This is a genomic window from Tritonibacter sp. SIMBA_163 (assembly GCF_046535935.1).
Taxonomy (GTDB): Bacteria; Pseudomonadota; Alphaproteobacteria; order Rhodobacterales; family Rhodobacteraceae; genus Epibacterium; species Epibacterium scottomollicae.
This window is the reverse complement of the sequence record NZ_JAWJBP010000008.1, coordinates 1-24,392: the sequence shown is the minus strand read 5'-3', so window position 1 is coordinate 24,392 and position 24,392 is coordinate 1. Positions and strand designations below refer to the sequence as shown.

General features: G+C 59.5%; 32 protein-coding genes and 2 tRNA genes. 20 read left to right on the top strand and 14 right to left on the bottom strand.

Annotated features, from left to right (window positions below):
* Positions 1-27: 27 nt before the first annotated feature.
* Both dgcA and R0J92_RS13135 read left to right on the top strand, forming a co-directional pair.
* Positions 28-993 carry an N-acetyl-D-Glu racemase DgcA gene (dgcA, locus tag R0J92_RS13140; RefSeq protein WP_411051992.1) on the top strand — a complete coding sequence of 322 codons (966 nt, stop codon included), beginning with the start codon at positions 28-30 and terminating at the stop codon, positions 991-993.
* Between the two features lie 10 nt (positions 994-1,003).
* Positions 1,004-1,864: a D-amino-acid transaminase gene (locus R0J92_RS13135; RefSeq protein WP_106164167.1), complete on the top strand. Its 861-nt coding sequence runs from the start codon at positions 1,004-1,006 to the stop codon at positions 1,862-1,864.
* A 243-nt stretch (positions 1,865-2,107) separates the two neighbouring features.
* Here the strand turns inward: R0J92_RS13135 and R0J92_RS13130 are convergent, their stop codons facing one another.
* Positions 2,108-2,440, bottom strand: a complete 333-nt coding sequence (locus R0J92_RS13130; RefSeq protein ID WP_411051991.1) for a DUF1244 domain-containing protein — start codon at positions 2,438-2,440, stop codon at positions 2,108-2,110.
* 261 nt (positions 2,441-2,701) lie between these two features.
* Positions 2,702-2,776, bottom strand: a tRNA-Thr gene (locus R0J92_RS13125).
* A gap of 244 nt (positions 2,777-3,020) precedes the next feature.
* On the opposite strand from R0J92_RS13125, the gene murA reads away from it, so the two are divergent.
* From murA to R0J92_RS13060, 13 genes are all read left to right on the top strand, one after another.
* On the top strand, positions 3,021-4,292 hold the full coding sequence (murA, locus tag R0J92_RS13120) for a UDP-N-acetylglucosamine 1-carboxyvinyltransferase (protein ID WP_106164166.1): 1,272 nt from the start codon (positions 3,021-3,023) through the stop codon (positions 4,290-4,292).
* Positions 4,292-4,768: a DUF2948 family protein gene (locus tag R0J92_RS13115; RefSeq protein WP_411051990.1), complete on the top strand. Its 477-nt coding sequence runs from the start codon at positions 4,292-4,294 to the stop codon at positions 4,766-4,768. The genes murA and R0J92_RS13115 overlap by 1 nt, the downstream gene beginning before the upstream one ends.
* 63 nt (positions 4,769-4,831) lie before the next feature.
* Positions 4,832-6,136, top strand: coding sequence for a histidinol dehydrogenase (gene hisD, locus R0J92_RS13110; protein ID WP_411051989.1), 1,305 nt, complete (start codon positions 4,832-4,834; stop codon positions 6,134-6,136).
* Between the two features lie 287 nt (positions 6,137-6,423).
* Positions 6,424-6,894 carry a UPF0262 family protein gene (locus tag R0J92_RS13105; RefSeq protein WP_317385129.1) on the top strand — a complete coding sequence of 157 codons (471 nt, stop codon included), beginning with the start codon at positions 6,424-6,426 and terminating at the stop codon, positions 6,892-6,894.
* A gap of 3 nt (positions 6,895-6,897) precedes the next feature.
* Positions 6,898-7,353 carry a low molecular weight phosphatase family protein gene (locus tag R0J92_RS13100; protein WP_106164162.1) on the top strand — a complete coding sequence of 152 codons (456 nt, stop codon included), beginning with the start codon at positions 6,898-6,900 and terminating at the stop codon, positions 7,351-7,353.
* Positions 7,354-7,749, top strand: coding sequence for a ketosteroid isomerase-related protein (locus R0J92_RS13095; RefSeq protein ID WP_411051988.1), 396 nt, complete (start codon positions 7,354-7,356; stop codon positions 7,747-7,749).
* Complete coding sequence (locus tag R0J92_RS13090; protein ID WP_411051987.1) at positions 7,749-8,345, top strand: GNAT family N-acetyltransferase; 597 nt, start codon at positions 7,749-7,751, stop codon at positions 8,343-8,345. The genes R0J92_RS13095 and R0J92_RS13090 overlap by 1 nt, the downstream gene beginning before the upstream one ends.
* 80 nt (positions 8,346-8,425) lie before the next feature.
* On the top strand, positions 8,426-9,304 hold the full coding sequence (locus tag R0J92_RS13085; protein ID WP_411051986.1) for a carbon-nitrogen hydrolase family protein: 879 nt from the start codon (positions 8,426-8,428) through the stop codon (positions 9,302-9,304).
* A gap of 84 nt (positions 9,305-9,388) precedes the next feature.
* Positions 9,389-9,607, top strand: a complete 219-nt coding sequence (infA, locus tag R0J92_RS13080; protein WP_005978431.1) for a translation initiation factor IF-1 — start codon at positions 9,389-9,391, stop codon at positions 9,605-9,607.
* 134 nt (positions 9,608-9,741) lie between these two features.
* On the top strand, positions 9,742-10,323 hold the full coding sequence (locus tag R0J92_RS13075; protein WP_411051985.1) for a Maf family protein: 582 nt from the start codon (positions 9,742-9,744) through the stop codon (positions 10,321-10,323).
* Entirely contained in the window at positions 10,320-11,342 is a 1,023-nt protein-coding gene (locus R0J92_RS13070; protein WP_411051984.1) for a ribonuclease E/G, read from the top strand. Before R0J92_RS13075 ends, R0J92_RS13070 begins: the two co-directional genes overlap by 4 nt.
* The gene (locus tag R0J92_RS13065; RefSeq protein ID WP_317385124.1) at positions 11,339-11,521 is read left to right on the top strand and encodes a DNA gyrase inhibitor YacG; all 183 of its coding nucleotides are present in this window, start codon (positions 11,339-11,341) and stop codon (positions 11,519-11,521) included. The genes R0J92_RS13070 and R0J92_RS13065 overlap by 4 nt, the downstream gene beginning before the upstream one ends.
* An 81-nt stretch (positions 11,522-11,602) precedes the next feature.
* Positions 11,603-11,677, top strand: a tRNA-Phe gene (locus R0J92_RS13060).
* A gap of 41 nt (positions 11,678-11,718) precedes the next feature.
* On the opposite strand, the gene R0J92_RS13055 is transcribed toward R0J92_RS13060, so the two are convergent.
* The 8 genes from R0J92_RS13055 to R0J92_RS13020 form a co-directional block, all read right to left on the bottom strand.
* Positions 11,719-12,807 carry a tyrosine-type recombinase/integrase gene (locus R0J92_RS13055; protein ID WP_411051983.1) on the bottom strand — a complete coding sequence of 363 codons (1,089 nt, stop codon included), beginning with the start codon at positions 12,805-12,807 and terminating at the stop codon, positions 11,719-11,721.
* 2 nt (positions 12,808-12,809) lie between these two features.
* Entirely contained in the window at positions 12,810-13,046 is a 237-nt protein-coding gene (locus R0J92_RS13050) for a hypothetical protein (RefSeq protein WP_065324584.1), read from the bottom strand.
* Positions 13,039-14,253: a phage portal protein gene (locus R0J92_RS13045; protein ID WP_411051982.1), complete on the bottom strand. Its 1,215-nt coding sequence runs from the start codon at positions 14,251-14,253 to the stop codon at positions 13,039-13,041. The genes R0J92_RS13050 and R0J92_RS13045 overlap by 8 nt, the downstream gene beginning before the upstream one ends.
* A complete protein-coding gene (locus R0J92_RS13040) occupies positions 14,250-14,780 on the bottom strand; it encodes an HK97 family phage prohead protease (protein ID WP_081286754.1) in 531 nt (176 codons plus the stop codon). The genes R0J92_RS13045 and R0J92_RS13040 overlap by 4 nt, the downstream gene beginning before the upstream one ends.
* Complete coding sequence (locus R0J92_RS13035) at positions 14,777-15,052, bottom strand: head-tail connector protein (protein ID WP_411051981.1); 276 nt, start codon at positions 15,050-15,052, stop codon at positions 14,777-14,779. Before R0J92_RS13035 ends, R0J92_RS13040 begins: the two co-directional genes overlap by 4 nt.
* Positions 15,052-16,290 carry a phage major capsid protein gene (locus R0J92_RS13030; protein WP_411051980.1) on the bottom strand — a complete coding sequence of 413 codons (1,239 nt, stop codon included), beginning with the start codon at positions 16,288-16,290 and terminating at the stop codon, positions 15,052-15,054. Before R0J92_RS13030 ends, R0J92_RS13035 begins: the two co-directional genes overlap by 1 nt.
* 76 nt (positions 16,291-16,366) lie before the next feature.
* Entirely contained in the window at positions 16,367-16,900 is a 534-nt protein-coding gene (locus R0J92_RS13025; protein ID WP_411051979.1) for a hypothetical protein, read from the bottom strand.
* A 105-nt stretch (positions 16,901-17,005) separates the two neighbouring features.
* Positions 17,006-17,353 carry a hypothetical protein gene (locus R0J92_RS13020; RefSeq protein ID WP_411051978.1) on the bottom strand — a complete coding sequence of 116 codons (348 nt, stop codon included), beginning with the start codon at positions 17,351-17,353 and terminating at the stop codon, positions 17,006-17,008.
* Between the two features lie 59 nt (positions 17,354-17,412).
* Here R0J92_RS13020 and R0J92_RS13015 point away from each other — a divergent pair, with 59 nt between their 5' ends.
* Both R0J92_RS13015 and R0J92_RS13010 read left to right on the top strand, forming a co-directional pair.
* Positions 17,413-17,703 (top strand): helix-turn-helix domain-containing protein, encoded by a 291-nt coding sequence (locus tag R0J92_RS13015; RefSeq protein WP_411051977.1) that lies wholly within the window; start codon positions 17,413-17,415, stop codon positions 17,701-17,703.
* A 113-nt stretch (positions 17,704-17,816) separates the two neighbouring features.
* Positions 17,817-18,263: a hypothetical protein gene (locus tag R0J92_RS13010; protein WP_411051976.1), complete on the top strand. Its 447-nt coding sequence runs from the start codon at positions 17,817-17,819 to the stop codon at positions 18,261-18,263.
* Here R0J92_RS13010 and R0J92_RS13005 read toward each other — a convergent pair.
* The 4 genes from R0J92_RS13005 to R0J92_RS12990 all read right to left on the bottom strand — a co-directional run bounded on the left by R0J92_RS13005 (position 18,193) and on the right by R0J92_RS12990 (position 21,119).
* Positions 18,193-19,857 carry a terminase large subunit gene (locus R0J92_RS13005; RefSeq protein ID WP_411051975.1) on the bottom strand — a complete coding sequence of 555 codons (1,665 nt, stop codon included), beginning with the start codon at positions 19,855-19,857 and terminating at the stop codon, positions 18,193-18,195. The genes R0J92_RS13010 and R0J92_RS13005 overlap by 71 nt on opposite strands.
* Positions 19,858-19,925: 68 nt before the next feature.
* A complete protein-coding gene (locus R0J92_RS13000; RefSeq protein ID WP_411051974.1) occupies positions 19,926-20,246 on the bottom strand; it encodes an HNH endonuclease in 321 nt (106 codons plus the stop codon).
* Positions 20,247-20,655: 409 nt separating this feature from the next.
* On the bottom strand, positions 20,656-20,889 hold the full coding sequence (locus R0J92_RS12995; RefSeq protein WP_411051973.1) for a hypothetical protein: 234 nt from the start codon (positions 20,887-20,889) through the stop codon (positions 20,656-20,658).
* The gene (locus tag R0J92_RS12990; protein ID WP_411051972.1) at positions 20,886-21,119 is read right to left on the bottom strand and encodes a hypothetical protein; all 234 of its coding nucleotides are present in this window, start codon (positions 21,117-21,119) and stop codon (positions 20,886-20,888) included. Before R0J92_RS12990 ends, R0J92_RS12995 begins: the two co-directional genes overlap by 4 nt.
* 342 nt (positions 21,120-21,461) lie before the next feature.
* Between R0J92_RS12990 and R0J92_RS12985 the strand changes: the two genes are divergently transcribed.
* From R0J92_RS12985 to R0J92_RS12975, 3 genes are read left to right on the top strand one after another with little or no spacing between them, the layout of a single operon-like run.
* A complete protein-coding gene (locus tag R0J92_RS12985; protein ID WP_411051971.1) occupies positions 21,462-23,102 on the top strand; it encodes a GNAT family N-acetyltransferase in 1,641 nt (546 codons plus the stop codon).
* Between the two features lie 12 nt (positions 23,103-23,114).
* Entirely contained in the window at positions 23,115-23,711 is a 597-nt protein-coding gene (locus R0J92_RS12980) for a hypothetical protein (RefSeq protein WP_411051970.1), read from the top strand.
* A complete protein-coding gene (locus tag R0J92_RS12975; protein ID WP_411051969.1) occupies positions 23,701-24,135 on the top strand; it encodes an ASCH domain-containing protein in 435 nt (144 codons plus the stop codon). Before R0J92_RS12980 ends, R0J92_RS12975 begins: the two co-directional genes overlap by 11 nt.
* The last annotated feature ends 257 nt before the right edge of the window (positions 24,136-24,392 follow it).

Genomic DNA, 24,392 nt, shown 5'->3' with positions numbered 1-24,392 from the left:
GTGGCGGCGCTGCCCGAAGGGAGAGCCATGAAAATCACTGTCACCCCCGATGTGTTCAAACTGGCGCAAGTGTTCACCATCTCGCGCGGATCGCGCACCGAGGCCAAGGTGCTGACGGTTCGGGTTGAGGATGGAGATCATGTGGGCTGGGGCGAATGTGTGCCCTACGCGCGCTATGATGAGACGCTGGAGTCGGTAACGGCAGAGATCGAAGCGCTGCCTGACGTGTTTACGCGCGAGGAACTGCAGAGGCTGCTGCCCGCCGGGGCCGCGCGCAATGCGGTGGATTGTGCCCTGTGGGATCTGGAGGCCAAGAAGGCCGGCAAGCCGGTCTGGGAATTGGCTGGGCTGGATCAGCCGGGGCCGGAGATCACTGCTTATACGCTGTCGCTGGCCTCTCCTGAAGAGATGCAGACACAGGCCGCAGAGAACGCCCATCGTCCGCTGTTGAAGATCAAGCTTGGCACGCCCGAGGATATGCCCCGCCTTGAGGCGGTGCGCGCGGGCGCGCCCGAGGCGCGGATCATCATTGACGCCAATGAGGGCTGGTCGGCCGAGGTTTATGCCGAGCTTGCACCGCATCTGCTGCGCCTTGGGGTGGAGCTGGTGGAACAACCCCTGCCCGCAGGTGAAGATGAGGCCCTGATCGGGATGGAACGTCCGGTGCCGGTCTGCGCCGATGAGAGCGCGCATGACTGCGCCAGCCTGCCAAAACTCAAGGGCAAATATGATGTTGTGAACATCAAACTGGACAAGACTGGCGGTCTGACCGAAGCCTTGAAATTGCGCGATGCAGCGCTGGCCGAGGGCTATCAGGTGATGGTCGGCTGCATGGTCGGATCGTCGCTTGCGATGGCGCCCGCGACACTGGTGGCACAAGGTGCGTTGGTGACGGATCTTGACGGGCCGCTGCTTCTGGCCGAAGACCGTCCCGAACCGCTGACTTTTGACGCCGACGGGGTGCACCCCCCGCGGCCCGCGCTCTGGGGCTAAGGAGACGACCATGACCCGTACCGTATATGTAAACGGCGACTACCTGCCGGAAACCGAGGCCAAGGTCTCTATCTTTGATCGCGGCTTTCTGATGGCGGATGCGGTCTATGAGGTGACCTCTGTGCTGGGCGGCAAGCTCATTGATTTTGAGGGCCACGCGGTGCGCCTGAAGCGGTCGCTGGATGAGCTGGAGATGGCCGAACCCTGCACCAAGGACGAGCTGCTGGAGATCCACCGCAAGCTGGTGGAGCTGAATGGTATCGACGAGGGGCTGGTCTATCTGCAGGTCACGCGCGGCTCGGACGGCGACCGGGATTTTGTGTTCCCCTCCGCCGACACCAAGCCGACCATCGTGTTGTTTACGCAAAACAAACCCGGTCTGGCCGATAGCCCGGCGGCCAAGAAGGGCGCCAAGATCATCTCGATCGAGGACATCCGCTGGGGCCGTCGCGACATCAAGACCGTGCAGCTGTTGTACCCCTCAATGGGCAAGATGATGGCGAAGAAAGCCGGCGCCGATGATGCCTGGATGATCGAGGATGGCCATGTGACCGAGGGCACCTCGAACAACGCCTATTTCGTCAAGGATGGCGTAATCGTCACGCGCCCGCTGTCCAATGACATCCTGCACGGCATCACCCGCAAGGCGGTGCTGCGCATGGCCGAAGAGGCGCAGTTGAAGGTCGAAGAACGCCTATTCACCATCGACGAGGCAAAAGAAGCCGACGAGGCGTTTACCACCTCGGCCTCTGCCTTTGTGATGCCGGTCGTGGAGATCGACGGTGTCGCGCTGGGGGACGGCACGCCGGGCCCGATCGCCAAGCGCCTGCGCGAGATTTACATTGAAGAAAGCGTCAAGGTGGCGGTCTGAACACCGCGAGACGTGACGCAATTATTCAAAAGGCCGCTCCCTTCGGGGCGGCCTTTTTTGCTGTCACTGATCCGACATTCTCAAAGTTGACGCCGCGCAAGATAGCTGTTTGAGGGCAGCCTTTTGGCGCGCTGTCCCTTGGCCGCGCCGGGCGCAGCAGGGATCGGGCTATGCTGTGACTCCCGGTCCGGGACAAGGGTGACCTGCGTCCCTGCCTGCGCCAGCGCAGGAACGCGGGCCCGCTCAGCCCTTATCGGTGCCGACGTTTTCCGCAAAAGCCTGCTTGAACGCATCCTGCGTCTGCGCACTGGCATCGGTCTGATAGTTGGCTTTCCACTCCGCCATGGTCATGCCGTAGAAGATCTCGCGCGCATCCTCCTTACCCATCTCGATGTCCCTCTCGTTTGCCGCTTCCTGATACCAGCGGCTGAGGCAATTGCGGCAGAACCCCGCAAGGTTCATCATGTCGATATTCTGCACATCGGTCCGATCTTCCATCAGATGCTTGCGCAGCCGACGGAAGGCAGCGGCTTCCAGTTCCAATTGCGTCTGGGCGTCGATATCCGGCTGGGTCATGTCTCGCTCCTGTAGGTGGGTTACGTCAGAGGTAGCAACGACAACGACCTGCGGCAAGGCGGGACGCTCGCCCGCCCGAGACCGCTACGGGGCAGAATTGGACGGATTGATGCCGTGACCCACAGCGCGATCACAAGCTGCGAACGACGGCGATTCTGGCCGCGAGCACCGCACGACAAGTGGCGCACCAAACACCAATGCGACAAGTGACGACGCTCAAGGCAGAGGAGCAAGTCATTGATTTTATTTGGGGGATTTCCATGGTGCTGCTGGAGAGAATCGAACTCTCGACCTCTCCCTTACCAAGGGAGTGCTCTACCTCTGAGCTACAGCAGCGCCGTGAGGGGGCTTCTATGCATATTCGCTGAGGGATGCAAGTCCATCTGGACGGTTTTTTTTGACTAAGTTAGACAGGCTATATGGCAGAGAAAAACAAACCTTCCGGCAACCGGTCCCAGGCCTCTCGCGAGGACCGCCTGAAAGCGGCCCTAAAGGCAAACATGGCCCGGCGAAAGGCGCAAGCCAAGGCCCGGACCACACAAAAAGACGACGCTTCGCGCGACGCTAAAGGATAGAGCAGATGGATTCGATTTTGGTTACAGGCAACGGCCCGCTGCACGGAGAGATTCCGATCGCCGGGGCGAAAAATGCCTGCCTGACACTGATGCCCGCGACCTTGTTGAGCGAAGAACCGCTGACGCTGACCAACGCGCCGCGGCTCAGCGACATCCGCACCATGACCGCGCTGCTGCAATCGCTGGGGGCCGAGGTCTCGGCACTGCAGGACGGTCAGGTTCTTGCGATGTCGAGCCATGGTCTCGACAATCACACCGCCCATTATGACATCGTGCGCAAGATGCGCGCCTCGATCCTCGTGCTGGGGCCGATGCTGGCGCGCGACGGCCACGCCGTGGTGTCGCTGCCCGGCGGCTGCGCGATCGGCGCGCGCCCGGTCGACCTGCACCTGAAGGCGCTCGAAGCGCTGGGGGCGGAAATGGAGCTGCGCGACGGCTACGTGCACGCCAAGGCTCCCGGCGGGCGTCTGACCGGCGGCACCTTCGAGTTCCCCATCGTTTCCGTTGGTGCAACCGAAAACGCCTTGCTGGCGGCCACCCTGGCCAAGGGCACCACGGTGCTGAAAAACGCCGCGCGCGAGCCGGAAATCATCGATCTCGCCGACTGCCTGCGGGCGATGGGCGCGCAAATCGACGGCGACGGCACCGAGACGATCACCATCCAGGGCGTCGACCGGCTGCATGGCGCGACACACCCGGTGGTCACCGACCGGATCGAACTGGGCACCTATATGCTGGCGCCTGCGATCTGCGGCGGCGAGGTCGAGCTGCTCGGCGGACGCCGCAACCTGCTGGAGGCCTTTTGCCAGACGCTGGAAGCCGCCGGTGTTGAGGTCAGTGAAACAGACAAGGGTTTGAAGGTGGTGCATAAATCCGGCCGCGTGAAGGCGGTGGATGTGGTCACCGAGCCCTTCCCGGGCTTCCCCACCGACCTGCAGGCACAGATGATGGCGCTGATGTGCACCGCCGAGGGCGTGGCGACGCTGGAAGAGAAGATCTTCGAGAACCGCTTCATGCATGCCCCCGAGCTGATGCGCATGGGGGCGCAGATCGACGTGCAAGGCGGCACGGCCAAGGTGACCGGCGTCGAACGCCTGAAGGGCGCGCCGGTGATGGCCACCGATCTGCGGGCCTCGGTTTCGCTGATCCTCGCCGGGCTTGCGGCCGAAGGTGAAACCCGCGTCAGCCGGGTCTACCACCTTGATCGTGGCTATGAACATGTGGTGCGCAAACTCTCCGCCGTTGGGGCGAAGGTCGAACGCATCAAGGAAAACTGATGTCGGATGCAAGCTTTGAAGATGGCCGCGAACGCCCGCTGAACCTCGGTGCCTATGAGGCGGCGGACTTGGAGGTGATCTCCTCGCTGGTGCAGGACGCGGTGTTCCCGGTGACCGAGATGAGCTGGCGCGCTTCGGCGCGCCGCTTTGCCATCCTGATGAACCGCTTTCGCTGGGAAGACCGCCCCGCCGCCGAACGACGTGGTCGCGCCTATGAGCGGGTGCAATCGCTGATGGTGGTGGACAATGTGCTTGGCATCGCTTCGCAGGGGATCGACCGGAGCGACAAGAACGTGATCCTGTCGCTGCTGTCAGTCACTTTCGAGCCGGGCGAGGATGGCGCTGGCCATCTGCTGCTGACGCTCGCTGGCGATGGGGCAATCCGGCTTTCGGTCGAGGCGCTGGACGTCACGCTGAAGGACGTCACCCGCCCCTATCGCGCCCCCTCGGGCCATGTGCCGCAGCACGGTGATTGACAGAGTGGCTTGAGGCCTGACGGGCTGCGGTTTAAGCAGGGCCAAACCTTGAAGGAGGCCGCAATGCCTGTATTCCTTGATACAACGGACAGCACATTCGAACAGTCCTTTGCCGCATTGCTCGGTGCGAAACGCGAGGATAGCCCGGATGTGGATGCAACCGTCGCCGGGATTATCGCCGATGTGCGCGACCGTGGCGATGCCGCGCTGCTGGAGCTGACGGCGAAATTCGACCGGCTGCCCCTGACCGAGGCCTCGGCCCTGCGCATCAGCGCCGAGGAGGTCGATGCGGCCATCGCTGGTGTCAGTGATGAAGACCGCGCGGCGCTGGAACTCGCAGCCGAGCGCATCCGCGCCTATCACGCCGAACAGATGCCCGAGAACAAGACCTGGACCGATGCCAGCGGTGCCACGCTGGGCTGGCGTTGGTCGGCGGTCTCTGCGGCTGGGCTATATGTGCCCGGTGGTCTTGCCAGCTACCCGTCCTCGGTGCTGATGAACGCGGTGCCGGCCAAGGTTGCGGGGGTCGAGCGCCTCGCGGTGACGGTGCCGACCCCGGACGGGCAGATCAATCCGCTGGTGCTGCTGGCCTGCCGCATTTCCGGCGTCGACGAGATCTACCGCCTCGGCGGCGCGCAGGCGATCGCCGCGCTGGCCTATGGCACCGCAACCGTCGCGCCGGTGGACAAGATCACCGGCCCCGGCAACGCCTTTGTCGCAGCGGCCAAGCGGCGGGTGTTCGGCAAGGTCGGCATCGACATGATCGCGGGCCCGTCGGAAATCCTGGTGATCGCCGACAAGGACAACAACCCCGACTGGATCGCCCTCGACCTGCTGAGCCAGGCGGAGCATGACGAAAGCGCCCAGTCAATCCTGATCACCGATGATGCGGAGTTTGGCAAGGCGGTGGCCGCAGCGGTCGACGCGCGGCTGGAAACGCTGGAGCGACGCGCCATCGCGGGCATCAGCTGGCGCGACTTTGGCGCAGTCATCGTGGTGAAGGATCTGGACGAGGCCGCGGCCCTGTCGAACCGGATCGCCCCGGAGCACCTGGAACTCTGCGTCGCCGACCCGGTGGCGTTGAGCGAACAGACCATCCACGCAGGCGCCATCTTCATGGGGCAATATACGCCCGAGGCGATCGGCGATTATGTCGGCGGCCCCAACCACGTGCTGCCCACGGCGCGCTCGGCCCGATTCTCCTCCGGCCTGTCGGTGATGGATTTCATCAAGCGCACCACCCTGAGCCAGATGACACCGGAGGCCCTGCGCGCCATCGGCCCCGCCGCTGCCACCCTGGCAAAAAGCGAAAGCCTCGAGGCGCACGGCCTGTCGGTTCTGGCGCGTCTGGATGCGCTGAATACCTGATACAAAACAGCTAAAGCTCAGCTTGGCGGGCTGCCCTCCGCGAAGCTGAGCTTCTTGCTGGCCCGGACGCCGAAGCTTCGGACACAGGTTCATTAAAGTCTACACAGGGTTAACAGAGGATTGACGCACGTCTGCACCAGTCTGATTTTGCGCCCCTGCCACCCCATTTAACGACACCATAACGCTACACTGCCGCAGTGATTGCGCAGGGTCAGGTGCAGCGGCTGATTGTGCGCACGCAAAGGATCAGCTACGTCTTTGAGAGAGACAGAACTGGGACCAGAGCGATGAGCCGGATCAGCCATATTGAACTTGACGACCGCAACCTGCCACCTCCGACACCGGAGATCGAGCAGGAGCGCAAGGTGGCCGTGTTCGACCTGATCGAGGACAACAGCTTTGAGTTGCCGCAAACCGGCGCTCCGGATGGGCCCTACCGCCTGTCTCTTTCGATCCGCGAAAAACGTCTGGTATTCGACATCCAGACCGAGGACGGCGACAAGGCGGCGGAGTTTCACCTGTCGCTTTCGCCCTTCCGGCAGGTGGTCAAGGACTACTACCAGATCTGCGAAAGCTACTTCAACGCGGTGAAGACCCTGCCCCCGAGCCAGATCGAGACCATCGACATGGCCCGCCGCGGCATCCACAACGAAGGCAGCCGCGTCCTGCAGGAGCGGCTGGAGGGCAAGGCCGGGGTGGACACCGACACCGCCCGCCGGCTCTTCACGCTGATCTGCGTCCTGCATTTCGGAGGCTGATGCGTGACGGAGCTACCGCAGTCCATCTTGTTCTGCTGTGACCACAATGCGGTGCGATCCCCGATGGCCGAAGGGATCATGAAGAAACTTTATGGCACCGGCACCTATGTGCAGTCGGCGGGCGTGAAGAACGATCTGGAGATCGACGGTTTCTGCATCAGCGTCTGCAAGGAGATCGACGTGGAGCTGTCGCGCCACCGCTCCCGCTCCTTCGACGAGATGGTGCAATGGGGCGACGACATCTCCTCCTATGATCTGGTGATCGCGCTGTCGCCCGCCAGCCAGCGCCGGGCGCTGGAACTGACCCGATTTTATCACCTCGATGTCGATTATTGGCCAATTATGGACCCAACTGGGCTCGGCGAGTCGCGGCAGGCCAAGTTAGAAAGCTACAGGCAAACCCGAGACCAGATCCTCGAGCGACTGATAGCACGCTGGGGACACCCAACGGAGACTTGAATGACCGACACCATCGCCCGCTACTTCGCCGCGTTTAACGCAGACGACACCGATGGCATGCTCGCCTGCCTCGCCGATGATGTAGCGCATCACGTGAACGAGGGCGGCATCCGGATCGGCAAGGAAAAATTCGCCGAGTTCTGCGCCCATATGAGCCGCTGCTACAAGGAAGAGCTGACCGATATGGTGATCTTCGCGACAGCTGACGAAGGGCGCGCGGCGGCGGAATACACCGTGAACGGCACCTATCTGGCCACGGACGACGGCCTGCCGGAGGCGCATCAGCAGCGCTACAAGCTGCCTGCTGGGTCGTTCTTCGAGCTGCGCGACGGGCTGATTACCCGGGTGACCACCTATTACAGCCTCTCTGACTGGATCAAACAGGTCTCGGCCTGATGCCCCTGCGGATCACGGCCCTGACCGGCGCGGCACTGGCGGCGGCGCTGGAGGATGTGGCGCGTCTGCGGATCGAGGTGTTTCGCGCCTGGCCCTACCTCTACGACGGCGATCTGGCGTATGAGCGGGACTACCTGCAAAGCTACCGCGACAGCAAAGGCGCGATCGTCGTTGGGGCCTATGACGGTGATCGACTGGTAGGCGCGGCCACTGGTACGCCGCTTGCGGATCACGCGGAGGATTTCGCCGATGCCTTTGCGGGCAGCGGGCTGGATCTGGCGGAGGTGTTCTACTGCGCAGAATCAGTTCTGCTGCCCGCCTATCGCGGTCAGGGTGCGGGGCACGGGTTCTTTGACACCCGCGAGGCGCACGCCCGCGCATTGGGGTTCGCAAAATCGGCATTCTGCGCAGTGCAGCGACCGCAGGATCACCCGCTGCGCCCCGTTGACTATGCCCCGCTGGACCCGTTCTGGCGCAAACGTGGCTATACCCCCCTGCCCGGCGTGGTGGCGGAATTTGCCTGGAAAGACGTGGATCAGCCCGCCGAAACGCGCAAACCGCTGCAATTCTGGTGCCGAGACCTCCTCCACCCCTAGTGGCTGCGCATGGCAGCTGAGACTTTTCCACCACGCCGCAATCGGTTAGCCCTATGGGCAGACCTGCATCGGAGACCGCCATGAAGATTGCAACCGCCGCCTACCCCCTCGACTGGCTCGACAGCTGGTCCCAGTACGAGGATAAACTGTCGCGCTGGGTGTCAGAGGCCGCCGGGACCGGTGCCGACCTGCTGGTCTTTCCCGAATATGGCGCGATGGAGCTGGCGACCCTGGACGGCGCCGACGTGGCTGGCGACCTCGAAGGCTCGATCCAATCGGTGTCCGACAAGATGGAGGCCGCCGCCACCCTGCACCAGAAGCTCGCAGCCGAACACAAGGTGCATATCCTCGGCGCATCGGCTCCGGTGCATGCCGGGTTTGCGCGCCCGGTGAACCGGGCCGAGTTCTACACGCCCACCGGCCAGCGCGACCATCAGGACAAGCAGATCATGACCATGTTCGAGCGCGACCCCTGGGATATCGCGCCGGGTGGCCCACTCAAGCTGTTTGACACGGCGCTCGGCAAGATCGGCGTGCTGATCTGCTATGACAGTGAGTATCCATTGCTGGGTCGCGCGCTGGCGGAGGCGGATGTGATCCTCGTCCCCTCCTGCACCGAAGCGCTGGCCGGATACTGGCGCGTGCGCATCGGTGCCATGTCCCGCGCGCTGGAACAACAATGCGTCACCGCCATGTCCTCGGTGGTCGGCAGCGCCAGCTGGTCCGAGGCCGTCGATGAGGGCTGTGGCATGGGCGGCATCTTCGGCCCGCCCGACACGGGCTTTCCCGGCACCGGCGTGATCGCCGAGGGCACGCTGAACCAGCCCGGCTGGACCTATGCCGATGTGGACTGCGCGTCGATCGCCCATGTCCGCCGCGAGGGGGTCGTACGCAACCGCAGCCACTGGAACGAGCAGGAATCACGTGCCCAACATGTCGTTAAGCAGGACTTGCGATAAAAGCGCCCTTGAAAATCGGGAGAAATACGCTCATTTAAGCGCACGTCCCGGCTTCGTTCGGGAAATTACAACTATGGAGACAACATGGCCAAGGAAGATACGCTCGAATTTCCCGGTGTCGTGAAGGAACTCCTGCCAAACGCGACGTTTCGGGTCGAGCTGGAAAACGGCCATGAAATCATAGCACATACGGCAGGCAAGATGCGCAAGAACCGCATCCGTGTCCTCGCAGGCGACAAGGTTCAGGTGGAAATGACACCCTATGACCTGACCAAGGGACGAATCAACTACCGCTTCAAGTAAGCGCGATTCGCTCAAGACGGTAAGAGCCCGGCCCGGTGCCGGGCTTTTGTTTTGCCCCTACTTGTCTTTTGATGGGGTTTTCCGGCGCCATCAATGGGCATAGAACCAAGCGGCGCAACAGCAGGAGTTCAGGCATGGGTTTCATTCTTGGATCAGGCAGCCCTCGTCGGCTGGAGCTGCTGGCGCAGCTCGGCGTAACGCCCGATGACGTGCGCCCACCGGATATCGACGAAACCCCGCTGAAGGCGGAGCTGCCGCGCGACTACTGCACCCGCGTCACCCGCAAAAAGGTTCAGGCAGTCCCCGCGGCGCCGGATGATCTGGTGCTTTGCGCTGACACGACAGTCGCACTTGGCCGCCGCATCATGGGCAAACCCCGCGACGCCGGCGAGGCCGCCGAATTTCTGCTCGCCCTCTCCGGCCGCCGGCATCGGGTCATCACCGCCGTGGCGTTGCGCCGGGGCGACCAGCTGTGGCAGCGTGATGTGGTCAGTCAGGTGAAGATGAAACGCCTCTCGGACGAGGAGCTGAACGGCTATCTCGCAACCGGCGACTGGGACGGCAAGGCCGGGGGCTATGCCATCCAGGGACCCGCCGGAGCGCTCATCCCGTGGATCAGCGGCTCCTTCACGGCCATCGTCGGCCTGCCGCTGGCAGAAACCGCAACCCTACTGCAGACTGCAGGATACCCTCTCTACAAGGACAGCACGCCATGAAGGGCACGCAGATCATTCTCGACCACATCGACGGCCACGAGGCCGCCGCACGGATGGTCGACGGCACGCTTGAGGATTTCCTGATTGCAGGCGACGCGCCGGTGCCGGGCACCATCTACCGCGCCCGTGCCGACCGCCCGGTGAAGGGTCAGGGCGGCATGTTCCTGACCACGCCGGACGGCCCTGCCTTCCTGCGTCAGGTCAAGGGGCTGGCCCCCGGTCAGCTGCTGCTGGTCCAGGTCACCGGCCATGCCGAGCCCGGCAAGGCGCTGCCCGTCACCCAGAAGCTGTTGTTCAAGAGCCGCTATGCCATTGTCACCCCGGATGCGCCGGGGCTGAACATCTCCCGGTCGATCCGCGACGAAGACGAACGCGACCGCCTGCTGGAGATCGCGCATGAGGAAATGGACGGCGCTGAGTATGGGCTGATCCTGCGCTCCGCATGCGCCGGTGCCGACCCGGATGAGATCGGCGAGGACATCGCCAGCATGGTCACCGCCGCCCGTCAGGTGCTGGAAGATACCGGCACCGAACCAGAGACGCTGCACGAGGGGGACAGCCCGCATCTGCAGGCCTGGCGCGAATGGGCCGAGCCTGCGCAGATCGAACAGGAGCCCGGCGGATTTGAGCGCTGCGGCGTGCTGGAGGCGCTGGACGGGCTGCGAACGGGGCGCATTCCCCTTGGTGGCGGTGGCTTTCTCTACGTGGAGCCCACACGCGCCCTGGTGGCGGTGGATGTGAACACCGGCAGTGACACCTCGCTTGCCGCCGGGGTCAAGGCCAACATGGCCTGCGCGCGCACCCTGCCCCGCGCCTTGCGCTGTCTGGGGCTGGGCGGCCAGGTGGTGATCGACGCCGCCCCGATGCCCAAGAAGGACCGCCGCGCCTTTGAAAGCGCCCTGCGCGCCGCCTTCAAGGTGGATCCGGAGGAGACAACATTGGCGGGCTGGACCACGCTTGGTCACTTTGAGCTGCAACGCAAACGCGGCCGCCTTCCTCTGATGGAGATCCTGAAATGAGCTGCCCTCTCTGCGGCGAGACCACCGACCAGGCGTATCGCCCTTTCTGCTCCAAACGCTGCGCCGATCTGGACCTGTCCAAATGGCTGAACGGCGGCTATTCGGTGCCCAGCGAGGATCAGGAAGACCTTGAAAACGCACTGGAAGACCTGGGAAATCAAGGTCAGACGGAACATTAGCGATTTTCTTTGAAAAAGCCTCTGGACACCATCGCGCCCAGAGCATAGAAGGCCTGCACCCAAGGCGATAAGCCTTCCCGTGCCCGGGTAGCTCAGGGGTAGAGCAGTGGATTGAAAATCCTCGTGTCGGTGGTTCGATTCCGCCCCCGGGCACCATTCAAAACCCTGATTTTGTTGGCTAATCATCTTTGAGCCTTTCATGGTTTGACGTTTTTCGTGAGTGGTTTGACAGCTTTTGATCGCCGTTCGTTTTCTTGCTCCAGCGTTTCCATCGTGATCCGGTTACGATCTGCGAGGTTCGCGGATCTTGAGTAGTGCCTAGCCATGGACGGGGTTTTCTGCCCCAGAAGGTCGGCAATCTGGCGCTCTTCCAGCCCAGCTTCGCGCAGCGTAGTCGCCACGGTATGCCGCAGCCCCTTGAGGGTCAGGCCGGGCTGCACAACGCCTTCGGCTTCCAGCTTCTTCTTGAAGCGGTGCCAAACGGTCGAAAAGCCATTATAGGTCCAAGGTGTGCCAGTGGACGTTGCCAGAATCGTTACTGCATCATGTGCGGGCGCTGCATCCAGAGCCGCTTTCAGAGTCGGGCCGATTGGAATTGCAACTTCATGCGCTGTCTTTCCACGAACACCCCAAATCGTATCGCCCTCGATCTGGTTCCGGGTCAGCTTGAGAGCATCAGACGGGTCCAAGCCCGTGTTCATGATGAGAGCAACAGCCACCCGGACATGAGGCGCAGCACGATCCAGCACAACGGCCCGTTCTGCGACAGACCAGGGGCGGTTGGCATAAGGGCGATCCTTAGGACGCGGCTTCGGAATGACCCCCGCAGCAAAATCCTTGTCAATCAACCCTTTCGGCACAGCATACCGGAACACTTGGCTCAGAAATGTGCGCACCATATTGGCACGACGCCACCCGATCTTGCCCGCTGCCTTGTCGTGAATACCGGCAACAAGAGGGGTTGTGATTGAGGGAACAGGCGTATCGCGGATCGGGTGCAGGAAGTCTGCACACTTGCGATAATCCCGTTTCGTGGCATCCGCGAGATTGCCAAAATGCTCGGTCTGAAAATAGGCACTGACCAGCCCGCCAAGCGTTCCCGGCTTAGGGGCTTGAGCCTTCATAGCCTCGGAAAGAGCGGTGATACGGGTACACTCCGCAAAGAACTCTGCCGAACCAAGCGGGGCTTTTTCCAAATCAATCTTGTGGCCAGTCTTGCGGTGGTAGCAGCGCGGTTTCCCGTGCCGATCCTCGAAGATTTTGAAGCCTTTTACACGAACCCGCATTCTTACAACCTGTCCAGAATGGCATCATGCGTTGCCAGTTCTGTCCCTTCCTTCATTGCATCAATCCACTTGTCCAAATCGCGCTTGTCCCAGAGATTGGTGCCGGGGCGAATTTCCAATGGCTGGACCGGGCACGTGGTCTTGAAGTGTTTAATAGGCAGTCCGGTGTAATCCGCCGCCTCAGACTGCTTCAGCATCCGCTTGTCGATGACGCTGATATTGAGGTTTGCATTACCCATCTTCACGGTCCTCACGTTTGCCTAAGACGGTCATATTCAGCGGCGACAGGTATTCTTGACCGCCCTCGATGTCCTTGAGGTTTTCCCATGCGCGAATGTCGTTCGGGCTGAGCCAACCCCATTCCCGGCCGATACGGTACGCCTCATAACGGGCTTTCATATCGCCGCGCATAAGCCCTGCCAGATCATGCTCCACAAAGTAGCGTTTGCGCCCCTCTGTGGTCAGGAGAGCCACGTTCATGGCTTGCTCAACCCGGCGGGCCATGGGGGCAAGACAGCGCACAACAAGCGCACGGCTCTCCCCATCCACGTTCGAATAAGTGGCGTTGTCGGTAATGCCGACGACAGTCGGCGGCACACTGAAGGTCCGCGCCACGTCCATGTTGGACAGTTTGCGGCTGTCCAAAAACTCGGCATCTTTGGCGGTGATAGAGAGGCTTTTCCAATCCACACCACCGTCCAGAACCAAAATCCCAGAGGTGTCTACTTGGCCTTCGACGCGATCGCGCAGGGCTTCCAAAGCCCCGGCTTTCTTTTCGCCCCCGATAGACTGAGGGAATACCAGTGCCCCCTCAGCACGAAACGCCCGACTCGCCTGCCGTGTGGCCTGCTCTTGCTGTGTCAGCGCCAGAGAGAATGTCTCACGCGCCAACTGAATAGGAGAGACACCCATCACCCCATCGGAGCCGAGACGATAACGCAGGTGCAGGATCTCATCTTGCAGATGGGCGCGGGACAAGCCTTTGGCATCGCTCACACGGTAGCGCAGGCGACCATTTTGCAGGCGTTCAACCGTTACCAGCGACGGGTGCAGCGGGTGAAGGGCAATCACTTGGCCGCGTGCGTTTGTCTCAATCCGGGCATAGGCGTTGCCATTGGTGAGCAAAGAGACCAGCAAAAACTCGCGGCCTTCGAATGCGGTCATCTGAGCGTTGAACTGGTCGTGCAAGACACCATAGAGCGGGTGGCTTGCCGCCCGCTCGCGACCACCGTTGTCGCTGCGCGCGTAGACGTTCATCGGCATGGCGGCGAGGTTCTGGCTAATAACCGAAATACAGGCTTGCGCCACGGCCAAGCCAGAGGCGCGCGCCGGATCTACAAAACCTGCCCCATTCACACGCTGGCCCAGAAACTCGGCAAGGCTTGGGTCAGAGGTGGCTACGGTTTCGCGCTGTTCACGCCCCAGAATGCGGGAAAGAATGCTCATTTCAGCAACTCCAGAATGCGCAGGCGGCGGGCAGCGGCGTCCCGCACCGGATACCCAGCGGGTTGAGAACGGGCATTGATCACCGTGCCCTCATAAGCGGGGAAGGCTGCGACAACGCTGATTTCGAACAGATCCACGGCGCGCAGCTCACGCCGCGCCCCGTCTACATGCTCATCAATGGCTTCAAAGCCGAAAGACATCCCGCCCAGATCTCCACGCTCGGCAAGGGTCAGCACATCCCGGCCCGCCTGCGTGTCCGGCACATCCAAGTCAAAGGTGAGGCCGCGCGTGTCCTCAGACAGACGCAGCGAGCCGGAGCGGGTGCGGGCAAGCACGCGGGTAGGGTCGTGATCCACCAGCGCCAGAATGTCCGCACGCTGTGTCAGGGTGCGCGCAAACGCACCGGGGGCGATGGTTTCAACAACGCCGCCCCCGATACGCGCCTCAGAGCCGAAAAGGGCCGCGTACCCTTCGAGGCGGCGTCCCTTGGCTCTGAGTTCTGTGGTTTGAAAGCGCTTCTCAATCACAGCGAAAAGCTCCGATAAGGTGCAATCAGGCGATCTACCGTGGCCGGCAAATAGGGAGCTTCGGAAAACGAAGAATCGCCTTTGCTGCGCCAGAGGTGTGCTGCAAGCATCAACACCGCTTGGTCCAATGCCGGAGGGATCGGGTCTGTGGTCAGATCTACGCCAATTGACGCGATATGGTCTTTCGCTGCGTCCAATGCGATCTGAAGCTCACCATCAAAGTCGGTTTCCTCGAGGCGGCAATGGGCTTTGAGTTGCTCAAACGTCACCATCAGTCGATCTCCGCATAGCGGAAGCCCTCGGCGTGGCGCACCACCACATCCGCATCGAGGAAGGCATGCAGGATAGCACCGCCCTTACTGGCAACGTCGCTGTGGAACGGGTTCATCATCAGATCCACGCCAGACCAGTAGCCGACGTAGAGGCTGGCCCATTCGCCATAAATCAAAGCGTTCTTGTCATTGGTGGCCCCGATGTTGTCAGGCACCTGCGTCGAGCTTTCCACGCGCTCATTGTGGAACAGTTCAGACAGCGGGATATTACGCCCGTCAGCGTCTTTGATTTTGCGCGCGGTGTTCATCACCGTCTTGTTGGTCAGAAAGCCAGTGGAGCCTGTCACGTTGTCGGTCTCCAGCGCTGCGATCAGGTCGGCGGCAATGTCAGAGCTAAACGCCCCGCCATCGACTTTCTGGACATTGGCGTCTGCAAGGATGCCAGTCGGCTCATCTGCACCACCGCCTTTGATGCCTGCGCCATCCAATGCCTGTGCCAGCAGATAGGACAGATCGGCACGCAGGATCGGCTCAAGCGCTTGATTGGACTGCAACAACATCCGGCGGGAAAGTTCATATTCTGCCGTGACAGTCTTCGGCCCCATGCCCTTCTTGGCAAAATTGGCATCGCTGCGGTTGCCGTTGGTATGCTCCGACACCCAACCAGCCGCGCCAGAGCCAACAAGGCGGGGCAGTTCAAGATTGCCAGTCAGGCCACGCAGGACAGTCGCGCCCATGCCTTCGACCTTGAGCGCGGCGCGGCGACGGTCGGTCATGGTGGCCAGATCGGTCTGGATCAGGTTGCCAGCAGTCCCAGCGGAGGTCAGGGCGCGGGCCTCACCGCCCAAAAGGATCTCGGTCGGGACCATCACGCCCCGGACCTCGCCCCGGTCTTTCGCCAACTCCTGATGCCATTCAGCCTCGACGCCGGACAGATGCCCGGAGCGAACCTCCATCAGGGCCTTACGCACGGAGTAGCCTTCCAGAGAGCGGCGGGCCTCGGCGTCCTGGTGCAAGGTTTCGCCGCGGGCTTCCATACGCTCGAACTCTGCGAGCTTCTGCGCATCGGTCAAACGGCTGTTGAGGCTGCGCACCTCGGCGTCCAGATCATCAAAGCGCTTACGCTCTTCGCCCGACAGGTCGCGGTTCTCCTTCGCGGCCTTGTCGTGGATGGTGTTCATTTCGGCAATTTTATTGCCGCGTGACTCTTGCAGTTCACGCAGGTTAAGAGAGGGCATCTTAGTTCCTTCCTTAGGAATTGAGGTGGAAGGTCAGCGCGGCCCGGTCGCCAAACTAGTGCCGCGCTGGCCGGTATTATTTTGTGCAGTTCGGATAGATCTGATCGAGAACTTCAATCGGGTGCAGGTTCATCCGTGCGCAAACCCGGTTGAAAACATCCGATGCATCAATGACGACAAACCCTTTGCCGACACGAGAACGGAGTTTGCCGTATGTGTCGCGGTTCCCATCATACGTCCACAGTTCGACCGCAGTGTCTTCGGGACCAACAGCAAAGAGCGTATCTCCGTGGCTGTAATGAAAAGGAAAAGACGGGTTGCGTTCCGGTAGGCCATCCACACCTTCGCCTTCACTCGAATGCGCAAACTCAATAGCATGTTTCGCAGCTTCGCTTGCGCTCCCCATGCCTGCATCAAGAAGCTCTTTCGTGATGGCGAACTGCATGATTGAGAAGAATGAGAAAAGGCGATGCCTGCCCTGAGATCCCCCCCCAGCGTCGGACCTGTGCCCAACCACAACATTGCGTTTCAGCCAGTTTTGCAGTGTCGCGGCGGGAATTTCGGTAAATTGACTGACATAAGAGAGGGTATATTTCGCTGACAGGTCCATGTCGGTTTCCTTTAAATGGTCAAGTGTCCTTATATAGGTTCATATGACCTTATTCGCCCGCCGTCAAGCGTAAGGGTCTCGTGACCCTTTTGGAGTTTCTTGAGGTTAGCCTGACAGGCTTCCCAATTGCTCGCCACCAGCTGCACGCCAGATCCCGGCGATGAGCAAGGCATCGGGCATGGCGCATTCCTTTTCAAACGCCGGGTTATCCTCTGCTGAACCGGGGCCAGCTAAGGTCCAGAGGACATGGGCAAAGGCGGCGATCCCCGGGGTCGAACAGGGTGTGAGCTTGATCAATTCCCAGAAGGCGGCTTCCTCTCTGCTTTCGGCGTCTTTGCTCTCGGCGTTGTCCCAATCTTCATTGCCGGGTTCCTCTGAGACTGCGAGCCAGTCTCGGCGGGCGCGACACCAGGCGCGGTAGAGCGGGACAACGGGGTCTATGGCGGCGGACACAGTTTCACTGGTCGCGCAAACGCGTTTTTTGGGCATTGTTCGGTTCTCCGAATTGGGGTATGTTCCAAAGGGAACATATTGCAATGTTCCCTTTGGAACAAGAGGAAAGTATGCCAACACCGGAACAACTCAGAGCGGCCCGCGCTTTGAAAGGGTTGTCACAAGCGTATGTCGCTGAAAAAGCTGGCGTTTCGAGTATGACTGTTAAGAGGGCGGAAGGTGCAGGTAAGCCCTATCCTTCAACCGATGCAATCAATAGGCTCCAAAGCGTCTTGGAAGGTGAGGGTATTGAGTTCATACCTGAGAATGGTGGTGGAGTAGGTGTTAGATTAATGAAGCAAGAAATTTAGAAAGGCCTGTTTTGACAGCGGTTAGAAATGAGCTGGCTACCAAAATCGCCACTGTTCGAGAAAAAAGGCATACGTACCTTTCAACGACTTGCGGAGCTGCGATTGGCTTCGCAATGACCAGAATAACTGATTTTTCGGCTAATCTGGAGAACGTTGCGCTTCTCATTGCTCTGATAGTATGGGGCAGAGGTTTTTATGCGGGCATCCAAATCAGCCACACTCAGGAAAGCCATCTGGAAAGAAACCTGCAATATAACGCATTGTACTTAAAGACGAAGGGTCTCATTGAGAGCCAAGACTCTGGGGCGCAATCATCTTTTGAAGAGTTTAGCGCCAAAAGCGATGAAATTGATGCAGGAATAGAGCAGTGGGAAGAATTTGAGAGCAGGCAGTTGAAATGCATACTGTGGGGCGCAGTTTTGTTTTTCATTTGGTATGTTGTGAAAGGGATGCCTTTTGAGTGGTTGAGCATGGATCTCTGGGAAACATTTAAAGTAGCTCAGCCAAGCACAGGGGAAGATCTTCCTCACCTTCGCGATCCACAACCGCTAAGGCCATAGCGAGCGCAACAATCCCATCAATGCGCCCGCTTGATTTGCCCTTGTCTAGCTTCCGGTTCCCTGCCGGGTCCATCTCCACCACCGCATTGGCCGCGCAATAGGTCAGCACCGGATTGGACGCATGGCGCAGGCGGGCCTCGGCCACCGCACGCTCCAGCCGGTCAACGGCGGGGGCCATATCGCGGAAGCCCTGCCCGAAGGGTTCCAGCGGCGGTTCTGCCCCCATCTTGCCCAGCTCGCGTTTCAGATCCTCGATGCGCCAGCGGTCATAAGCGATCATCTGCACATCATAGGTCAGGCAAGCATCGGCAATCGCCTCGGCCACAAAGGACGGATCGACCACCGGGCCGGGAATGAGGGTCAGAAAGCCCTGACGCGCCCAGAGGTCATAAGGCACTCGGTCTTGTTCTGATTTCTCGCGTATGCCCTGCTCAGGCAGGAAGAACCGGGGCAGCAGATCAAAGCCACCAGCCCCATCGGGAAAGACCAGGACAAAGGCGGTCAGGTCGCGGGACTGCGACAGATCCAGCCCGCCCCAACATTGCCGCCCCTCCAGCGCCTTGAACTCCACCTCGCCCGCGTTGGCGTCCCATTCCGCTTTGGCGAGGAAACGCACGTGCGCGTCCACACGTTGGTTCAGGATCAGGTTGCGAAAGGCTTGCTCCTTTGAGGGCATCCGCTGCGCTTGGCCTGCCTGCCGCCTCACATCCTCCAGAGAGCGGAAGTCACCAAGGGCCGGGTTGGCCTTATGCCAAGTCTCCTCAATCCACGGGTCATCATTGGCGTCGGCCCCGTAGAACGTCATATGAAAGCTGGGATCATCGACCTCGCCAGAGTTCACCTTGTGGCCGTAGTCCACCAGTTCGGACATAACAGCATGGTCATCGGCGGCTTGGGTGCTGATGACGCACAGGAGCGGGTTGACACGCGCGCCCATGGCCGTGTCGAGTGCCTCATAGAGATCTCGCTTGGGAGCGGTGCCGAGCTCGTCGTAGATGGTGAAGCTGGGGGAGAGGCCCTGTTTAGTGCTGGCGTCGGCAGAGAGGGCTTGGAAGATCGACCCTTTGCCCTGACCGGACAGAACCTCGATGCGCTTGCTGAACTTCACCACGTTGACGCGGGCGTCCAGTTCCGGGTGTTCATCGAGGATAGCGACCATTTCCGAGAAGGTCTTGCCCGCCTGCGCCTTGTCGTTCGCTGCGGCGTAGACCTCGCCCCGGCTCTCCGCCTCTGGCCCCAGTAGGTGGCACAGTCCCAGACCGGCCACCAGCTGGGTTTTGCCGTTCTTGCGCGCCATGGACAGAACCGCCGTGCGTACCGGGCGCAGACCGTCTGCATCCTCTGCATAGATGGCTTCGAGGAATTCGCGCTGCCAGTCGCGCACCTTGAGCTTGCTTCCGGCGAGGCTCCCTTGCGTGATCGGCAAATCCTCCAGAAAGGCGATGACACGCTCCACGCGGCTCAAACCGGGGTGTTCCCATGGCAGGACGGTGCGGAGCGGGGAAACCTCGCTAGCGGCAAAGCCAAAGCTGCCTTGCGGGTTGTCCGCGATCACCGCGAGTTTTGGTTTTGCGCCTTTGCCTCGTTGTCCCATTTTGTATAACCTAATTAAGTATTTACGCGTCTCCCCCCTCGGTTTCGGAGGCGGGATGTTTCTCGTGATTAAGAGTGCCCCCACCACCCATCGGCAGGATCTATCGGGTTGCCGTTCGCGTCACAGCCTTTGAAACGGCGTCCGGTTGCGTTGCCTTTGGTGCGATCAAAGCCGGAGGTTTTCTCATTGTGGCAGCGTTCGCACAGAGACATGAGACCACACAGTTCGGGGAATGGATCACCGCCTTGGCTGATGGGCTTGATGTGATCGACGGTTGTGGCTTCGACCACTTGGCCACGTTGCTTGCAGGCAAAGCACAGCGGGCATTCATCCAGCTTGGCGAGGCGCAATCGCTTCCATGCGCTGGTGCAGTAGGGCCAGTTACTCATCACGCGGCCCGTCCTTCATAGCCTTGATGATGTCGCTCAGTTTTTTCCAGTTATCGTTCATTGCTGCTCTCTCTCTATATTCTCTAACGTTGCACCAAGTCCCTACTGCTCAATGGTGAGACCCGGAGCAGAAGGCATAGGGCGACCAGCCCCGGCCAAGCTGGCCGAGCTGGTCCCTAGCCTTCAGCGTGAAGATCCTGCTCAACGGAGCCGACCCATCGCTTTCAGGCGCCTCCAGTCCCGACGATCCATGCCGGAGGCTCAGTCGCTACTTGCGGCGCTTGGATTGACGCCGGGGGACGCGCTTCGACCTTTCGGGCTGCGCTTTGGCCTGTGTCCCCACCCCGTGGTGTGCCAATAGTTTCGGTGCGTGCCACCGTCTGAACCGTCCACGCATCGACAGCGCCAATCAGGCGGCGCTGGAGCCTTCTTTCTCGATCTCGATTACGTCTTGGGGGTCTTCATCAAAGAGGCGGGAAACCATGCCCTGCATGGCCTCCAGTTGCTTCTGTGTGGGGTTCCAGTTTTTCCACCGGGCGCGGCGGGCCATATTGGCGGCAAACTGGCGTTCCCATGCGCTCCCGGCGGTGCGGGACAAACGCGGCATGTAAAACAGCAGGTGATCAAGGCAGCGCTGCGTCACTGGCCCCCTCCCCGGCTCGTGCCGAACAGGGCCAGAGAGGCGACGTCATGCGCGTCGTCCGCATCCATGCTGATGAGGGCGGCATAGGCCAACCCGGCGCGCTCGGCTTTGGTGAGACGCAAGGTGAGAATAACTGACAGATCCACCCAAGCTTTGGGCGTCGCGAGCGTCAGCGCATAGCCAAGGCTACGGCAAACACGCTTGTGCCCATTCTTGGCAAAACGCGACATTGCGGAACGGGTGTTTTTGGCTTTGTCAGCGCCGGTATTAGGTTTGACAAATGCCTTGTAAGCATTTGATTTGCCGTAGTGGGTTTGACACTGCGGTTTGCCACAACCATTTAATTTTGCAGCATTGGTGCCGGATTGAAAATCCTCGTGTCGGTGGTTCGATTCCGCCCCCGGGCACCATTTAAATCAATTAATATCAACCCCTTACTGCGCTATGGCGAATCTCTCAGGTTTGAAGATTTTGTTGCGGGTATCGTTCGGGTAGCATTTTGAGCCACCAAGGTGAAACGCATCCAGTTTTTTAGTCGCCAATAGAAAGATCACTGTGGTCACCGATTGTCCGTGACTAAGGCCTTCATCCGGTTAGTGAGTTCGGTCGTGCAAGTCGCAAATGCGACACCTCCAAGCAAACATTTACGTCATCTACAGGTTGCGCTGACACCCTCTTTTTCCCATTCTGACAAAAAAAGCGTTGTGTCTATGAGATTAATCGAAAAACCACATGATCTAGTTAGGCATCTGGACAGCCTGGTTGCCATCGCCGACAATTACAAAACTGAAATTGGATTCTGGCCTCCTAGTAGCCTTGAAGACGCAATCTGGCGTGGTCGTTTGATCGGCGCGATTGCCAGCAAAGACGGCTCCGAAACAATGGTTGGATTTGTTGTATTTGGAGGAGTGTTTCCAAATGGACGGATTCAAGCAGTTGCGGTTAGTCCGGCATTCCTACGGCAGGGCGTTGCCCAGTTTCTAATCGACCACGTGATAGCAAAGCTCGAATCCGAAGGCTATTTGGCTGTATTGGCAAAACCGGCATTGGACCTGCACGTTGCCCAGAAGTTCTATGAAAAGAACTGTTTTCTTAAGGTTCGGACACAGTCGGGCGGTACGGCTCGAAAACGGGAAATCGTAGTTCGTGAAAGAACCCTAAAAGGTCCAAATCTTCTGACCGCCATGTCACCCAAGCAAAGTGTGCTGCTGTTGCCACGAACAGACGCACATTCCAATCTTTGGGTTATCGACATCAATGTTCTCTTCGACCTGCTAAAACAGCGACGGTCGCATTACGAAATTGCGTCAGGGGTCTTTACTGCTGCGCTAGACGGTAGAGTGAGGATAGCTGTTACATCGGAATTTTCCAACGAGCTTAGTCGCTCAAGCACCGACGTGCGGGAAGATCCACTCTTAAAACTGGCGAATGCACTTCCGAGATTGCGCGTTGTCGCTGACGCCAAGCATAAAGAATTGGCCACAAGCATTCATACGTCTGTATTCGAAACAAAGAAGCCTTCGCAGGCAGGGTCGCCCCAAGCGCTGAGTGACTGCCAACATCTTGCTGAGTGTATTGCTGGAAACGCAGCAGCCTTCGTAAGCAGCGATGGCGTGTTGTTAAGAAATCGTCGCATGATCCGCGAGACATGGGGGCTCGAAGTGGTTGCGCTTGACGATTTCCACGATGCAATCGCAGCGACTGAGTTGATGGATGACTTCAAGCCAACAAGAGGGGAGGGTTTCCACGTCTGTGCAGTGAGCGCGGAAGTCGCATACGACATTGCGAAGAAGCTGCTCCCCAAGGGCCTTGAGCAAAGCTATTTCGACCCTCACGCGACAAGAGCTTCGGGGCACTTTTTGGCTACTTATGACGACAGGCAAAACGCAATAGGATTGCTTGCTTCGCGTACTCCGACAACACTTGGTGACGCACATCGGGTTCTGCTGCTCGTGGATCAGGAACGTGTGAATGCCGATCTCATAGCCGACATGTTGCTGGGCCACAAAGTCGATGCAATCGGGCGGGCCGGATTGAATCTGATCAACCTAGACGACGTCCCCGGCCAAATAGCAGTACGAAAAATAGCTCTTCAGTCTGGCTTTCTGCCCGGCGACTCCGAACAGGTTTTAGGTAAAGCTGCCTTGGGCGCGCCCATCACTCCCACTAGCTTTTCCGCACTCGCGGATCGTACCAGATTGGCCTACGGTTGAGGGCAGTCGCACTTGCTTCCTTCTGAGTTTGAGGATTTTGATGAGCTTTTAGAGGCTGACGAACAAAAGTTTCAAAGTATCGAGGGCTTTATGAGTCCGACGCTGATTGTCGCCAACAATCGGCGGGTCAGCATCCAACCCATCGGCCGGGCTTACGCTGACGAGCTTCTTGGAACGTCCCCGCAAATCAGCTTGCTGGATCAGTACGAAGGTGCCTTCCGCTCTAAGAAGATTTATGTGAGCAGCGGTCGTAGCAAGAACTTATTCAAGACAAATCAAATCATTATGTTCTATGAGTCGTCCCGAACTGGTGGGCGAGGAGCTGTGGTCGCTGCGGCACGAGTCGACAACGTAGTGGTACAACGAAAAAACGAAACAGGTCGATCCGACATGAAGAAAACAGTAGTCGAAAGTGTCGACCGTTTTTCCGCCAGTGGGGAGGTCACTATGACGAGTTTCAGTTCACTGTTGCGTTTCCCTCATCCGGTTAGCCTCGACGTGCTTCAGGAGTTAGGTGCAGCCGGGACTCAAAATTTACAGACTGCGACAGTCATTGCGACTGCCGCTGCGCAGAAAATCTTTGATCGGGGTTGGGCCAGTGGACGCTGAATCTCACGCGATGATTTCAATTCATTCCGATCATGCGGCGAACATCGTCAGTGGTGTAAAGACAGTTGAGCTGCGTCGGCGGTTCATGTCTTTGCCGCTAGGTTCGCGGCTTTGGATTTACTCAACATTACCTGTGGGTGCGCTCGTCGCTACAGCAACTATTGTTGCCATCGACTATGATGCACCACATCAGCTTTGGGCGCGCTATCAAACTGAAGCGGCGGTCTCAAAGAACTTGTTTTTCCAATATTTTGGTGACTGCGAGTTAGGATGCGCAATCCAATTGGATGGCATCGAACCAATCTCTCCGGTACCTCTTGAAAGCATTAGGCGGATTCGTGGTGTCGACCACATTCCGCAAGTTGCCGCGAAAATAACTACGCTTGAAGCCAGCCAATTTGAAGAATTCAGGCGGTTTCGTTGAATATGAGCGGTGTCGAAACGGTGTGTCTTGGGTGTCCAAGAAAAGGTTGGTTCTGTTGATGTATAGTCGATTGCCCCTTGTATCATGGATTAAATCCACGCTACCAAAAAGCTGCGCTAGCGGCCTGCAATCAACCAAGTGTTGTGTTACCTGCGACACCTTCGAGAAGGTTACTTTCAATGATGTGCCCCCATCGAGTGGTCCAATTTGAATGTTAATGCATCGTCGGTCTTTGGTCTATCGGGACGATGCTTTTG

What these genes read in the sequence shown, in the direction of transcription:
- R0J92_RS13055 (WP_411051983.1), bottom strand. Translation starts at nt 12,807, where the DNA reads ATGCGGGTTCGTGTAAAAGGCTTCAAAATCTTCGAGGATCGGCACGGG.
- R0J92_RS13115 (WP_411051990.1), top strand. Translation starts at nt 4,292, where the DNA reads ATGTCGGATGCAAGCTTTGAAGATGGCCGCGAACGCCCGCTGAACCTC.
- R0J92_RS13095 (WP_411051988.1), top strand. Translation starts at nt 7,354, where the DNA reads ATGACCGACACCATCGCCCGCTACTTCGCCGCGTTTAACGCAGACGAC.
- R0J92_RS13090 (WP_411051987.1), top strand. Translation starts at nt 7,749, where the DNA reads ATGCCCCTGCGGATCACGGCCCTGACCGGCGCGGCACTGGCGGCGGCG.
- R0J92_RS13130 (WP_411051991.1), bottom strand. Translation starts at nt 2,440, where the DNA reads ATGACCCAGCCGGATATCGACGCCCAGACGCAATTGGAACTGGAAGCC.
- R0J92_RS13065 (WP_317385124.1), top strand. Translation starts at nt 11,339, where the DNA reads ATGAGCTGCCCTCTCTGCGGCGAGACCACCGACCAGGCGTATCGCCCT.
- murA (WP_106164166.1), top strand. Translation starts at nt 3,021, where the DNA reads ATGGATTCGATTTTGGTTACAGGCAACGGCCCGCTGCACGGAGAGATT.
- R0J92_RS13030 (WP_411051980.1), bottom strand. Translation starts at nt 16,290, where the DNA reads ATGCCCTCTCTTAACCTGCGTGAACTGCAAGAGTCACGCGGCAATAAA.
- hisD (WP_411051989.1), top strand. Translation starts at nt 4,832, where the DNA reads ATGCCTGTATTCCTTGATACAACGGACAGCACATTCGAACAGTCCTTT.
- dgcA (WP_411051992.1), top strand. Translation starts at nt 28, where the DNA reads ATGAAAATCACTGTCACCCCCGATGTGTTCAAACTGGCGCAAGTGTTC.
- R0J92_RS13000 (WP_411051974.1), bottom strand. Translation starts at nt 20,246, where the DNA reads ATGAGTAACTGGCCCTACTGCACCAGCGCATGGAAGCGATTGCGCCTC.
- R0J92_RS13050 (WP_065324584.1), bottom strand. Translation starts at nt 13,046, where the DNA reads ATGGGTAATGCAAACCTCAATATCAGCGTCATCGACAAGCGGATGCTG.
- R0J92_RS13035 (WP_411051981.1), bottom strand. Translation starts at nt 15,052, where the DNA reads ATGGTGACGTTTGAGCAACTCAAAGCCCATTGCCGCCTCGAGGAAACC.
- R0J92_RS13070 (WP_411051984.1), top strand. Translation starts at nt 10,320, where the DNA reads ATGAAGGGCACGCAGATCATTCTCGACCACATCGACGGCCACGAGGCC.
- R0J92_RS13010 (WP_411051976.1), top strand. Translation starts at nt 17,817, where the DNA reads ATGACCAGAATAACTGATTTTTCGGCTAATCTGGAGAACGTTGCGCTT.
- R0J92_RS13005 (WP_411051975.1), bottom strand. Translation starts at nt 19,857, where the DNA reads ATGGGACAACGAGGCAAAGGCGCAAAACCAAAACTCGCGGTGATCGCG.
- R0J92_RS13025 (WP_411051979.1), bottom strand. Translation starts at nt 16,900, where the DNA reads ATGGACCTGTCAGCGAAATATACCCTCTCTTATGTCAGTCAATTTACC.
- R0J92_RS13045 (WP_411051982.1), bottom strand. Translation starts at nt 14,253, where the DNA reads ATGAGCATTCTTTCCCGCATTCTGGGGCGTGAACAGCGCGAAACCGTA.
- R0J92_RS13075 (WP_411051985.1), top strand. Translation starts at nt 9,742, where the DNA reads ATGGGTTTCATTCTTGGATCAGGCAGCCCTCGTCGGCTGGAGCTGCTG.
- R0J92_RS13105 (WP_317385129.1), top strand. Translation starts at nt 6,424, where the DNA reads ATGAGCCGGATCAGCCATATTGAACTTGACGACCGCAACCTGCCACCT.
- R0J92_RS13085 (WP_411051986.1), top strand. Translation starts at nt 8,426, where the DNA reads ATGAAGATTGCAACCGCCGCCTACCCCCTCGACTGGCTCGACAGCTGG.
- R0J92_RS12990 (WP_411051972.1), bottom strand. Translation starts at nt 21,119, where the DNA reads ATGTCGCGTTTTGCCAAGAATGGGCACAAGCGTGTTTGCCGTAGCCTT.
- R0J92_RS13135 (WP_106164167.1), top strand. Translation starts at nt 1,004, where the DNA reads ATGACCCGTACCGTATATGTAAACGGCGACTACCTGCCGGAAACCGAG.
- infA (WP_005978431.1), top strand. Translation starts at nt 9,389, where the DNA reads ATGGCCAAGGAAGATACGCTCGAATTTCCCGGTGTCGTGAAGGAACTC.
- R0J92_RS13015 (WP_411051977.1), top strand. Translation starts at nt 17,413, where the DNA reads ATGTTCCAAAGGGAACATATTGCAATGTTCCCTTTGGAACAAGAGGAA.